The organism is Bradyrhizobium sp. 2TAF36 (genome assembly GCF_052114925.1).
GTDB classification, from domain to species: Bacteria; Pseudomonadota; Alphaproteobacteria; order Rhizobiales; family Xanthobacteraceae; genus Bradyrhizobium; species Bradyrhizobium barranii.
In genome coordinates, this window is the sequence record NZ_JBFRFR010000056.1 from 54,567 (window position 1) to 66,439 (window position 11,873).

An 11,873-nucleotide genomic window follows, 5' to 3' on the forward strand; every position below is an offset into this window, starting at 1 on the left:
GTTCCTACAGGGCCGGCAAAGGCCGAAACGAGGACGACGGAAGGCAAACCCGCGCGATATCGCCAGCCGCGACCGGTCCCCCGGCCCGGACCACGCCTAGCACTCCGGATTTGAACGCAGGGCCCGTTTCCGCCGACGAGAGCACGTGCCGTTTGAGGCCCGCCCTGAACCGGTCGATCAGAACGCAGGGCGTGCGGAGGCCGGTCAGCTCAACAACCGCCGTGGGTCCGAACTCGAGGAGCGTCCCGAGCGGCATCCGCTCGAGGGCCAAGCCGGCGGTGCTGATGTTCTCGCCGAGGTCGCCGGCGCCGACCTCGAAGCCGGCTTTATGTAGCGTCGCGAAGAGTTCGGCCGGGATCAGATGGACCTGCCGGAGATTGGGCAGGCGTGGCCGGCGGCGGGCCAGATAGCGGTGCCTGACGAACGGGCCGGCGTGGGCGTCGCCTTCGACGCCCTGGCCCTCCACCAGGATTATGCGGTCCTGCGTTGGTTTGCTGAAGTGGTGCCCGCGATCGGCAGCGACCGCCACCACCTTTCCCTGCAGCGAGAGATCTTGCTTCTGCGGCATCAAGCGGCGCGGGCGAGCGAGCGCCGCTTCTGGCGAAGGTAGCGCGTGATCTCCGGAAGCGTCATCGCGTTCAGGACCCGGTCGGCGGGAACTCCGCCCTTCCGGGCCATCTCGACGCCCCAGTGCATGTGGTCAAGTTCCGGGATCGAGTGCGCGTCCGGATTGATGCTCACCATGCAGCCGAACTCGAGCGCCGCCTGGTGCCAGCGCCAGTCCAGGTCGAGCCGCCACGGGTGGGCGTTGATCTCGACGACAACGTCGTGCTTGGCGCAGGCCCGCAGCACCTTCTCGACGTCGATCTCGTAGCCGGGCCTCCGCTGAAGCTGTCGCCCGGTCATGTGGCCGATGATGGTGGTATGAGGATCGCTGATGGCACGAAGAAGGCGCTGCGTCTGCGCCTTGCGGTCCAGTTTGAAGCGGCCGTGGATGCTGGCTACTACGAAATCGAACCGATCGAGCACTTCGTCCRGATAGTCCAGCGAGCCGTCAGCCAGGATGTCCGACTCGATTCCTTTGAGGATCCGGAAATCCTTGCCGAGGCGCTTGTTCAGGCGGTCGGCTTCCCGGTGCTGCTCGGCGATCTGTTCGACCGACAGGCCGCCGGCGTAGTGAGCGGACTTGGAATGATCGGCGACGCCGAAGTATTCGAAGCCGCGCTGCCGCGTCGCCTTGGCCATGGCCTCAAGCGTCTCCGTGCCGTCGGAGGCATCGGTGTGGCAGTGAAGGATTCCGCGCAGGTCCTCGTCGGTGACGAGCTTCGGGAACTCGCCTTTCAGAGCCAACTCGATCTCGCCGCGCCCCTCCCGGAGTTCGGGGTCGATGAAGGGCAGACCAAGTGCGTGATAGATCTCGCTCTCCTCGCCGGCGATCAGGGTGCGCCCCTTGTGCAAGCCATCGGCCTCTAACCGCATCTCTTTCTCGGCGGCCAAAGCTTGGAGCTGCTCGATATGAGCGGCGGAGCCGGTCGCGAACAGAAGCGTGGCGCCGAAGTGTTTGCGATCGGACAGCCGAATCTGCAGTCCGTCGGCGGGTGACGACTTCGGTGCCTTGGCGGCCGCCGGAGCCTCCGCAACTATCGCGAGGTCGGCGACGAGTTCGCAGCCTCGACGGAAATCGCCAGCGATCGTGACCCGCGTCAGTTCGGGCCGCGACTTGCGGATCGAATCCTTGGCATGCGCCAGCAGGGCGGCGGCACGGTGCAGGTGGAGGCGGCCTTCTCCGCTTTTCGCGATCGCGAGGTTCTGCAAGATCTTGGTCTGCAGCGCGGCGCCGAGTCCTTTCGCCTTCTTGATGCGGTCGTCCTTGGCGGCGGCCTCCAGTTCGGCGAGGGAGGCGATGCCCAGATCTTTGTAGAGCCGCAGCACCTTCTCCGGGCGGAGGCCGGGCACCGCGAGCATCTCGAGCACGCCCTCGGGAATCTCCTTCCGCAGCTTTTCGAGGCTCGGGTGAGTGCCCGTCTTGTGAAGCTTGGCGATTATGTCGGCGATGGCATCGCCGACGCCCGGGATCTCCGTAATACGATCTTCGGCGATGAGCACATCCAGAGGAACGGCAAGGGCCGCCAGGCTGTCGGCGGCCCGAGAGTAGGCTTTCGCCCGGTAGGGATTGCCGCCTCGCAACGCGGTACGCTGCGCGTACTCCCGCAGGAGGCTTGCCACACCGCGAGCGTCGAGCGAAGGCATTCAGCGAGCCTCCCGGTCCGAGCTTTGCTGGGCCGCCGGAATAAGGCGACCGCCGGAGTGGTCACTTGGCCGTCGATCGAGAGAGCTCTCGAGCTTCTGGGCCGCGCGAAAGTCGTCAAGATGCTGAATATTGGGACCGTAGGCAGCTTCCTTCTTGAGGAGATTGTAGATCCGGCCGGCCACCAGCTGYAGGTGCTTCATCCTGCCCCGAGGCATGGATCTCGCTTTGCAGAGAGCTCGGACGGCGTAGGCGCGGAAATAGTCGAATGCGTCTGACATGCTCGGTAAACGCCTGTTCTCGCCGATAGTTCTGCGGCGCGCATCTCTCAAAGGTCCTCGCGCAGCCCCTTGAAGAACGGGTGCCGGACTTTCCCTTCCGCGGACTTCGCGCGGTACTCGATCTCGGCGAGCAATTTAGGCTCCACCCAGACGCCCTTGTGGGCGATCCGCTTGGCGTAGGGCTGGGTTTTTCGGACAAGCGGCTCCAGCCGCCGGCGGAGCTCCGCAGTGGACGCCTTATCGAAGCCGTGGTCGACCTTGCCTGCGTAGACCAGGTCGGCGCCCTTGCGCCGGCCGACGTAGAGGCCGTCCCACTTCGAGCCATCGAGGGCGAAGCCGGCGATGGTAAGCGTCTCCCGCTGGGTGCAGGTCTTCTTCACCCAATTGTTGCCGCGGCCGCTGGCATAGGTGCTGTCGCGGACCTTCGAGACCACTCCCTCAAGTCCGAGCTTGCATGCGTGGGCGAACATATCGGCGCCCTCGATCTCGAAGCTTTCGCTGAACTGGACGTCGGTACCGCCGATGATCTTCTTGAGCTCCGCCTTACGCTGGTGGAGCGGAAGTTTCCGCAGGTCGCGGCCGTTCAGGTAGAGCAGGTCGAAGGCGACCAGGACGATGCGCTTCGAACTTCCCCTAAGCTCGTTCTGAAGCACGGAGAAGTCGGTGGTACCGTCCGCGGCCGGCACGACGATTTCGCCGTCGACGACCGCCGAGCTTGCCTTGATGCGCCAAGCGTCGTGAGCAACCTTCTTGAATCGGTTCGTCCAGTCGTAACCGCGTCGGGTGAAAACCCGGACCGCTTCGTTGTGGAGATGGACCTGCACACGATAGCCGTCGAATTTTATTTCGTGAATCCACCGGGATCCGGCCGGCACCCTCTCGATCGACGATGCCAGGGCCGGCCCCACGAAATTTGGGAACGTCGCCTTGATGCCGATATCGGCAGGCTTCCTACGCAACGCCACGAACAAACTCCACGCGACAAACATGATTCAAGGTGGCACGCGCGGAATCGTTCCGGAACCAGTGAATCCTTGTGACGTTGCTTCGGCATCGTTCAACGAAGGAGCCGACCATGGCAAAGGCAACGAAGAACAAAACCACCCGAGGACGCAAGCAGGACCGGGCCCGCGTCGCCGGCGGGCAGAAGTACGAAGTAGGCTACGAAGCCAAGAAGACCGGCCGCTCGGCGTCAGCCGTCAAGAAGGCGGTCAAGAAGGTCGGCAATGGCCGCAAGAAGGTGGAGAAGCGCCTGGCTCGCTGACGTCTACTGAGCCGACGTGCCGCTGCCTCGCGATCCGCGCGTGCTCAGATCCTGCAGGAGAAGCGGGTGAAGGCGGTAAGCGTCTGGAGGCGCGGCTCGACATCGCGCAGGTAGATCTCCGCCTTGAGGAACGCGAGTTCGTCGTCGACGGCGGACTCGCAGACATCGACGTACCATGACTTGGGGCGCCCATCCGCGCCGTCACTCCAGCGGTACCCGCGGCGTTTCAGCGAGTCCTTCAACTCGAACGGCGATTGCTCCGCCCAGATCCGTACCGTCTTCCGGCGTGCCGTATCAAGCAGTAGGGCGAGCGACGGCGATCCGGTCGTTGGCAGAACGAAGTCCAGGATCTCGAGCAGCGCATGGCAGTCGTCGACAGCCCTGTGCGCCTGGTGGAAGAGACCCGCCCCGTTGAGCAGGTATCCGAGCTGGCTACCCGCGAAACCGTGCGCTCGCCAATCGACCTCGGTCATGCTGCAGCCCCAGGCCATCCGCTCGAAGATCGGCCAGTATCTCTCGGCAAACTTCCTGTCGAAGCCGGCGTTGTGCGCGATCGCGATCACTGCGCCGTCGACGAAGGCCGCGACGGCGGCCTCTTCTAGCTTGTGGCCGGCTACCATTTCGTCGGTGATGCCCGTGATCGCGACTACCTCGGGCGGGATCGGACTCGAGGGCTCGTTGAAGGCGGAGAAGACGTCGCGGACGCCGACGATGCGGCCGTCCTGCAGGTAGTCGAACTTGACCATGCCGAGCTCGATGATCTCGTCGCGGGCGTGGTCGAGGCCGGTCGTTTCCGTATCGAGGAGGATGGCCGTCCGGACCTCTTGCCCGACGGTCGCCGGGGTGTACGCCCCCCGGGGGACGAGGCGGCGCAGCACGCGGTAGTCCCCCGACCGGCTCAAGGCCTCGGCCATCGCAAGCAGATCAGTTACGTCCTGAAGCATCTGTTGCCGAAATTGCGGTACGATTTGGTCAAGCGGAGCGTCGTACAATAGCGGGGACGTCCACGCCGGGGTACCCGAAAGACAAGCGATTCACCGCGTTTTCAGCCCATGTTGTTTCGTTTGGATCTGGATGCGGGGTGTCGGGTCGAGCAGTGCGGCCTTGGCGCGCTCGGTCGGCATGGCGACCTTCGACGCTAACGTTTTTTGAATTTCACCGCGCTCGAACTTCGCTATTATCGGGCTTTCCCGTTCTTCAGGGGCATCTGATGTTCGACACGGCGACTACCGCGGTTTTACGCGCGGTCCTCGATGAAGTCTGCGAGAGCGTTTCGGCGCGCGAGATCGGAGCACGCACGCATGTCGCCGCAAAAGTTCAGGAAGCAGCCACCCGCGGAGAGGTTTCACCCGAAGGCCTCAGGCAGGTCGGCCGCAAAGCCCTTTCCCGGGCGCCGACCATGTGGCGCTGAAAGCGAGACCGGCGGTGAATTTTCAAGTCACGGTGCTGAAGATCCTGGTGAGCTATCCGGAAGGATTCGCCGTGATGGACGACATTAAGCGTGACATGGCGATCTTGGCGACCAGCGGCCGGGATTGGAGCGACCGGACCAGGCGGCTGGCTGCGCGCGTACCTGACCTCGACATCTTTTCGCAAGGATTAGTCGATCGCGAAAGCGGTGGGTGGAAGATCACGGAAAAAGGTCGGGCCGTGCTCGAATTCATGGAGGCGCGTTCCGGCGCCGACCGACCGATCGAGGCGATCCCACCCGTGGCGGTCGATGCGCCCGTGCCTTCGCTGCCACCGCTCGCGGAGCGTGCGAAGCGAAGGCGGGAACGGCGCGAGCGACGCCGCGAAGGACGCGAGCGAGCTCGATCGACGGCGTCCTGAAGGTGTGGCCGCTTTAGAAGGCGGCGAAATCCAGACCGTAGAGCATGGCTGCGACGAGCGAGAGCAGCAGTCCCAGGCCGCAGAAGATCACGATTGTCTTGAAATCCTCCGCGCCGTCAGTCGAACGGACTGCGCTTGAAGCTGTCCTTGCCGCTGCATCCATTTGTCTATCCCTTCGGGAGAAGCTGGTACCAGCCTAGCGGACTTCCAGCATGGCGCCTGTGAACTGGCTCTCACGTCGAGCGCCTTTGCGGCAATCATTGGCCCAGACCCGCCGTCCGTAGTGTCTCGCTCTGGCGGGACAGGTCATCGATTTTCGCCCGCATGCGCGCTAACAGCAGCTCCCCCGAAGCGGTCGAAATCCCAGCCCGCTATAGCATCCGGATCTCGCGCTCCTGGGCGTGGATGTGTCCTTGCACCCGCGTGATCTCGTTGCGCACCCAATCCACTTTCCGGGTCTCACGGTGCGGTCAAATCGTCGGGAACGTCACCGAACTTGCGGAGCAGCGTGGCGTCGCTGAAGTCGCCGCTCGACGGGTCGCCGGTCCGCGAGAACGCGACGGCGCCCGCGTGACCCGGCTTCCTCGACAGCGCCTGGGCCCGCATGACTGCGGCGTTGACGCTGAGGCACTCGGTCGCCTCGCCCGCGGCCACGCTCCCCGGCCTGACCGGCGGAAGTCGTTCTCACGCAGTCGGCGGTCATCGTGAGCCGTCGACGAAAGCGACCGGAGTGCCCTTCGCAACGCTCGCAGCAACCCGCTCCGCATCCCAGTTCGTCAGACGGACGCAGCCGTGGGATTCCGCCTTCGAGACTTTTCCGGGCGACGGGGTACCGTGAATGCCATATCCGTCAGCGGTGAGGTTGATCCACACTGTTCCGACCGGGTTGTTGGGACCGGGCTTGATAATGAAAGGCTTTCGAGATCGAACGCCCTTGAAATGGTAGTCCGGATTGTAGCGATAGGTCGGATTTCGGTCCACCTCGGTCACCTTCAGAGTGCCAGATGGCGACGGCTTCTCCTCGCTCCCGACCGTGGCCGGATAGAAGCCGATCAGCGAGTTCGACTTGTCGAATAGCTTCACCGTCTGCACGCTCTTGTCGACCTCGACCCTGTCCGCCCTCGACGGCGCGCCGGCCTCTGCACTCCCGGTATCCACCACGATGATACTCTGGCCGGCGCGGTCGAAGCGCTGGCCCGGATTGAGCGCCGCCAGCAGTTGCTCGCTCATATGGAATTTCTCAGCCAGTCCCTCTCGCGGGCTGATGAAACCCAGCTTCGGCAAGTTTTTCATCTCCTCCATCTTCGAGGGAAGCGTGCTCAGAAAAGGTCCAGCGACATCCTGCTCGGTGATCGTGTAGTTCGCCGTGATCCGCCGATCGTCAGCGCGCAGTGCGTTCCAGACGTCCTCGGTCGGAACGTCCGAGCTCGGCAATTGCCGCGCCTCCGCGAAGGCGCGTAGGGCCTTCTTCGCGTTCTCGCCGAATCTGCCGTCAATCTCACCTGGCGAGAAGTGGGCTCGGTCGAGCAGGACTTGCAGCCGAACCCCCGCCGGCGTCGGCTTCTCGTTCGACAAGGTCTTCTTCGACGGTTCGGCGGCATCGATAGCAGCCGCGCCCATTTCGGCGCACCGCGCCGCCGGGCCGGCCATCACGGCCAGGAGCACAATGATATGTTTAGCCTTTCGAGGCCACATCGCCAAATCCTTTCATATAGATGGCTGAGCACCCAGGCATAGGTCCTTTCCTTCACGCCGGAATCGGCGATCAAGTCTCGGTAGGCGCGCTCATACTCTCGCGCCATCCGTCCTGCTGGGAAGCGCGCTTCGAAGCGGGCGCGCACAGCCCTTCGGTCGATACGGCCAAGCTCTCCAACGGCCCTTACCGCCTCGACCTCGTTCTCGACGATGAAACCCGTCACGCCCTCTTCAATGACTTCCGGCACAGATCCAGATCGGTAGGCAATCACGGGCGTTCCGCAAGCCATCGCCTCGATCATGACGAGACCGAATGGCTCAGGCCAATCGATCGGGAACAGCAGGGCCGCTGCGTCGGCGAGGAACGGCTGCTTTTTCGCATCGCCGACTTCCCCCACAAGCTGAACCATTCGACCTTCGATGTGCGGCTCCAGTTTCTTCTTGAAGTATCCGGTCTCACCGCGCGGGATCTTTGCGGCGATGCGCAGTGGCTTGCCGGCCGCCCGCGCGATCCGGATCGCGTCCTCCGGACCTTTCTCCGCCGTAAGGCGACCGAGGAAGGCTAGATAGGATCCTTCATTGAAAGAAGGGCGAAAGAGGTGCGAAGGCAGCCCGTGCTGGATCGTGGTAATCCAGTTCGCCTTCGGAAGCGGCACGCGCTGGTGCTCGGATATCGAGACGAAGCCCGCGCGGGGAAACTCCCGCACCACGTCCGGCAAGCCAGGAAGGTCCAGCCGACCATGCATGGTGGTCAGGAACGGCACGCCGAGCCGGCTGAGCAGCGGAAGCGGCAACCAATCAATATGTGCGTGGATCACGTCAAAGTCTTTTGCGCGCCTTGCGATGGCCTCCAGCAGCACGGCACAAGCCGCATTGGGGTCCACGCCCTCGCGCCCGAGGCGTAGCGCGCGTGGCCACACGGGATGAAGTTTGCCTTTCGTCCTGGAATCGCCGCTCGCGAATAGCGTGACGTCGTGGCCTAGCTCTACCAACTCGTCCACCAACCACGCCACGACCCGCTCGGTGCCGCCGTACAGCTTTGGGGGAACGCTTTCGGCGAGGGGAGCAAGCTGAGCGATGCGCATCGATGTCGATCCTCTAGACTGGAAACATCGATCGGAGGACAAGCACGATGGCAGCCGAAACGAGTTCGGAGATTATTAACAGCGTCCAGTCCGGCCTCGCGGTGCTTACCACCACTTGTTTGACGAGCTTACCAATCAGCCTCAACATTCGCCTTTGGGGAGACTGTTCAAGTAGGCGAGGCCGAAGCCGGTCAGTTCTTCGATCTCGCAGACGCGCGCTTCCCATCTCCCTCGAAGGTGGCGCTGCAGCAAACAACGCCGGCTGTCCGCGGCATCTACGTCGCGATGCTTCGCCCGATAGAGGGACCAAGCTGAATCCACCGCTCGCCGCAGCGCAGCGTCCTCGACCATGTTCTTGGTCCAACAAAGTTGACATCGTGGACGGCAACTCCTCGCCCGAGGGGAGGTTTCCAGTTTTTCCCGAAAATCTTAAGCTCGGTGATGGAGACGTATCGAGGCCTTGACGGCTCGTCGAGGCCGTGACGTCTCGCGAGACACTAGGAGTTCGCTATCGCCGTAGACTGTCCAACTGGCTTTGCTGGCTGCGTTCAGTCGGCTGGCTAAGAGGAACGAGTGCACCTCTCCTCATTTTTCTTCTGCTGACTTCTGCTTCGCTTCTCGCTGCTCCGTCGTTTGCGCAGAATCCACCCGCGACCGATCGGCCGAACAACAACGCAGTCAACAGCTCCGGCCAGAACAATTCCGATAAACCGGTTTCGGGTGCCAACAGTTTTACTGAAGGCCAAGCCAAATCGAAGATCGAGGAAGCTGGCTACAACAATGTCACCTCTCTGAAGAAGGACGACAAGGGCGTGTGGCGCGGAAAGGCCAGCAAAGGCGGAACATCGACCGATGTCAGCCTGGACTTCCAAGGCAACGTGAACGCGGCAAAGTAATCGACAGCGCAGCGAAACAGAGAAGGATTCAAGATGACCGTTACGATTTCACGTCTCTACGACAGCTATGCCGACGCACAGCGGGCAGTGACGAGTTTGGAGGCGGCGGGCGTACCGCACTCGGATTTGAGCATCGTCGCAAACAACTCCGACAGCTGGTACAACGCCGACAAGAAGGTCGATCGCGACCGCGATGGGGTCGATGACCGTGCCGAAGGCGCGGCTACCGGTGCAGGCATAGGCGCGGGTCTCGGTGGCGCCGCCGGATTGCTCGCAGGTCTGGGGCTGTTGGCGATCCCGGGCCTGGGCCCCGTCGTCGCAGCTGGATGGCTCGCATCTACTGCGCTCGGTGCGACAGCCGGTGCCGCCACTGGCGGCGTTGTCGGCGCATTGACGCAGGCAGGCATCTCCGACGAGGAAGCTCCCCTCTATGCCGAAGGCGTGCGGCGCGGTGGCACCTTGGTTTCGGCTCGCGTTCCCGATGCAGACCGTGCCCGTTTCGAAGCGATCCTGAACCAGTCGGCAGTAAATCTGCGCGACCGCAGTGCGGCCTGGCAGAAGGCGGGGTGGAAGAGTTACGATCCCTCCGCTCAGCCATACGGGCCAGACGAGGTGCGCAGAGAGCGCCAACTCTACGGCACCGGAGCGCGGTGAATTCAGGCGGCCCGCTTAGGCGGGCCGCTCTCCATCGCATCCGAGTGCTGGCCCGGATGGCGTAGCACTGATGGGCGCCGTCGTCGGTCGATCATCGCTGTTGGTCTTCGGTTATTAGACGCTATCTAACCGGCCCTTTACGAACGTGCATCCGCTGGCAAGGCAGATCAAAACTGCTAGGTCCCGCAAAGCTTATGACAGAGCGGCCGCTATCGAGCGCGATCTGGCGAGGTCCAAGGTAAACAGGCGCGCCGGGTGCGGCGGCCACGCGTGAATGGGAAGTCCCACCTGCGAACCTCATTCCGCGTTCTCGGCTGCCCGAACGGAACGGCGATGCTCCACGCGACTTGATTTTCGGAAGCATCTCAACTCGGAGAACGATCATGAAAACGATCTTGACCATCACCTGCCTGTCCGTACTCGCCTTGGCGTCACCGGCGGAAGCCAAGGGATGCATCAAGGGAGCCATCGTCGGCGGCGTCGCTGGCCACATGGCCGGCCATGGCAAGCTGGGCACCGCGGCGGGTTGTGCGATCGGACATCACGAAGCAAATAAGCCCAGCCCGAACAACTCAAATGCCCAGGCTCCCTCGGAGCAGAAGTAGCGCGCGGCTGCGCCCGATGAAGATCGGACGCATTCCGAGAGCCACATCGTCGAGCTCGACGATGGCTCGCGGTGGCAGATCTTCCCTGGCGATCTCGATCTGACGCTGGACGCCGTACGTGAGGTCAAGTCGGCGTTGAAGGAAGGGTAGGACCGGCTCCGCCGGCGGGTCACAACCGCAAAGGAAATGCGATGAAAGCAATGATGATGGCTCTTGCTTTGGCACTCACCGCCTCGACATCGACGGTCTCGGCGCAACCGGTGAGATGGACCAGGTACATCATTCCACAGACCGGCACCTCGGTGGATTTCCCTTCCTCGATCTTCACGGAAGAAGGCGGCCGGCCCGATGGGTACGGTCAACGATTCCGAACCGCAGACGGCCGCGCCCAACTCACGATCGAGGCCGCACCCAACGTCGCGAATGATTCACCCGCCGCCTTTCTCTCGAAGAGGCACCCGCCTTCCGGCATCCAGTACAAACGCGTGACACCGCGCTTCTTCGCGATTTCCAGCTACAAAGGCGACAAGGTTTGGTACGACCGCTGCAACTTCTCGGAGCGGCTGGTCCATTGCGTGCTGATCAACTATCCCGCCGAAGAAGAGCACGCCTGGGACGACGTCGTCACCCGCATGAGCCTCTCTCTCAGCGGCAAGTGGGTCGCCACCGGGTCCCGCGAAACGACGAGTGCCGCAGGCGCGCGCTCAGATCGTCCGGCACGTCGCCGAATTTCTGGATTAGCTTGGCGTCAGTCATGCTGTCGTGGGGAGAAAACGAACGGCAGAGCGACAGAGTAGGTCACTTCAGACATCTGCCTCATCCTAGCGTTCGCGCCCACCGGGGAGCCGTCGGGCGTAGGCTCTCGACACCTTGGTCCGGAGCTCGTCGTCGGTCTCGAGAAAGTCGACGGCGACGCAGCTGAACGCCTGCCGGGCGTCTACGCCGCAGGCTGTGATAGCCTGGTCGGCGGCGGCTTCCAGGTCGAAGGCGGCCGGTTTGGAGAGTTCGGGTGGCGGTGATGGAACTATGTTCTCATTTCAGTGGAGTAGCGTCGGCGCTCTCTTTCGCCCGCGCCCGCAGCCGGTAGGAGTAGGGCTTGATTCCGTGGGCGGCCGCTGGCGGTGTCGGAACCGCGCCGCCCCGTTCGTCTTGAGTCCGTGTCCCTTACCCCTGGAGTACCGCGTTCATGGCCCCCCGCGCCAACTGGAAAGGCTTTCTTCGCCTTTCGCTCGTCACCTGCCCGGTGGCGCTGTACCCGGCGACATCCGAGTCCGAGAAGATCAGCTTCAACCAGCTGAACCGGGCGACGGGGCAC

15 protein-coding genes and 1 pseudogene are annotated in these 11,873 nt (G+C 63.2%); 8 read left to right on the top strand and 8 right to left on the bottom strand.

All coding sequences use genetic code 11. The features are described 5' to 3' along the window. Window positions 1-4: 4 nt before the first annotated feature. From AB4Z51_RS29275 to ligD, 3 genes are all read right to left on the bottom strand, one after another. Window positions 5-568: an MOSC domain-containing protein gene (locus AB4Z51_RS29275; RefSeq protein WP_441498546.1), complete on the bottom strand. Its 564-nt coding sequence runs from the start codon at window positions 566-568 to the stop codon at window positions 5-7. Then, complete coding sequence (locus AB4Z51_RS29280) at window positions 568-2,250, bottom strand: PHP domain-containing protein (protein ID WP_441498547.1); 1,683 nt, start codon at window positions 2,248-2,250, stop codon at window positions 568-570. Before AB4Z51_RS29280 ends, AB4Z51_RS29275 begins: the two co-directional genes overlap by 1 nt. Before the next feature lie 326 nt (window positions 2,251-2,576). Continuing rightward, window positions 2,577-3,494 (bottom strand): non-homologous end-joining DNA ligase, encoded by a 918-nt coding sequence (gene ligD / locus AB4Z51_RS29285; RefSeq protein WP_441498548.1) that lies wholly within the window; start codon window positions 3,492-3,494, stop codon window positions 2,577-2,579. A gap of 110 nt (window positions 3,495-3,604) precedes the next feature. Between ligD and AB4Z51_RS29290 the strand changes: the two genes are divergently transcribed. Continuing rightward, on the top strand, window positions 3,605-3,793 hold the full coding sequence (locus AB4Z51_RS29290; RefSeq protein WP_441498549.1) for a DUF3606 domain-containing protein: 189 nt from the start codon (window positions 3,605-3,607) through the stop codon (window positions 3,791-3,793). Window positions 3,794-3,837: 44 nt separating this feature from the next. Here AB4Z51_RS29290 and AB4Z51_RS29295 read toward each other — a convergent pair whose 3' ends face one another. After that, a complete protein-coding gene (locus AB4Z51_RS29295) occupies window positions 3,838-4,737 on the bottom strand; it encodes a 3'-5' exonuclease (RefSeq protein ID WP_441498550.1) in 900 nt (299 codons plus the stop codon). A gap of 266 nt (window positions 4,738-5,003) precedes the next feature. Between AB4Z51_RS29295 and AB4Z51_RS29300 the strand changes: the two genes are divergently transcribed. Beyond that, window positions 5,004-5,204 (top strand): hypothetical protein, encoded by a 201-nt coding sequence (locus AB4Z51_RS29300; protein WP_441498551.1) that lies wholly within the window; start codon window positions 5,004-5,006, stop codon window positions 5,202-5,204. A gap of 14 nt (window positions 5,205-5,218) precedes the next feature. Next, window positions 5,219-5,623 (top strand): hypothetical protein, encoded by a 405-nt coding sequence (locus AB4Z51_RS29305; protein WP_441498559.1) that lies wholly within the window; start codon window positions 5,219-5,221, stop codon window positions 5,621-5,623. 13 nt (window positions 5,624-5,636) lie between these two features. Here AB4Z51_RS29305 and AB4Z51_RS29310 read toward each other — a convergent pair whose 3' ends face one another. The 4 genes from AB4Z51_RS29310 to AB4Z51_RS29325 form a co-directional block, all read right to left on the bottom strand. Next, window positions 5,637-5,786, bottom strand: coding sequence for a hypothetical protein (locus tag AB4Z51_RS29310; protein WP_441498552.1), 150 nt, complete (start codon window positions 5,784-5,786; stop codon window positions 5,637-5,639). A 296-nt stretch (window positions 5,787-6,082) separates the two neighbouring features. After that, window positions 6,083-6,277 (bottom strand): hypothetical protein, encoded by a 195-nt coding sequence (locus tag AB4Z51_RS29315; RefSeq protein ID WP_441498563.1) that lies wholly within the window; start codon window positions 6,275-6,277, stop codon window positions 6,083-6,085. Window positions 6,278-6,322: 45 nt separating this feature from the next. Next, window positions 6,323-7,318, bottom strand: a complete 996-nt coding sequence (locus tag AB4Z51_RS29320) for a L,D-transpeptidase family protein (protein WP_441498553.1) — start codon at window positions 7,316-7,318, stop codon at window positions 6,323-6,325. Continuing rightward, the gene (locus AB4Z51_RS29325) at window positions 7,273-8,403 is read right to left on the bottom strand and encodes a glycosyltransferase family 4 protein (protein WP_441498554.1); all 1,131 of its coding nucleotides are present in this window, start codon (window positions 8,401-8,403) and stop codon (window positions 7,273-7,275) included. Before AB4Z51_RS29325 ends, AB4Z51_RS29320 begins: the two co-directional genes overlap by 46 nt. 596 nt (window positions 8,404-8,999) lie before the next feature. Here AB4Z51_RS29325 and AB4Z51_RS29330 point away from each other — a divergent pair. The 5 genes and pseudogenes from AB4Z51_RS29330 to AB4Z51_RS29350 all read left to right on the top strand — a co-directional run. Next, window positions 9,000-9,299 (top strand): hypothetical protein, encoded by a 300-nt coding sequence (locus AB4Z51_RS29330; protein WP_441498560.1) that lies wholly within the window; start codon window positions 9,000-9,002, stop codon window positions 9,297-9,299. A 33-nt stretch (window positions 9,300-9,332) separates the two neighbouring features. Next, on the top strand, window positions 9,333-9,953 hold the full coding sequence (locus AB4Z51_RS29335; protein ID WP_441498555.1) for a hypothetical protein: 621 nt from the start codon (window positions 9,333-9,335) through the stop codon (window positions 9,951-9,953). A gap of 383 nt (window positions 9,954-10,336) precedes the next feature. Then, window positions 10,337-10,558, top strand: a complete 222-nt coding sequence (locus AB4Z51_RS29340) for a hypothetical protein (protein WP_441498556.1) — start codon at window positions 10,337-10,339, stop codon at window positions 10,556-10,558. 191 nt (window positions 10,559-10,749) lie between these two features. After that, window positions 10,750-11,211: pseudogene (locus AB4Z51_RS29345) on the top strand (hypothetical protein); the annotation flags it as partial. Between the two features lie 533 nt (window positions 11,212-11,744). Beyond that, a partial coding sequence (locus tag AB4Z51_RS29350) for a Ku protein (RefSeq protein WP_441498561.1) occupies window positions 11,745-11,873 on the top strand: 129 nt, incomplete at its 3' end.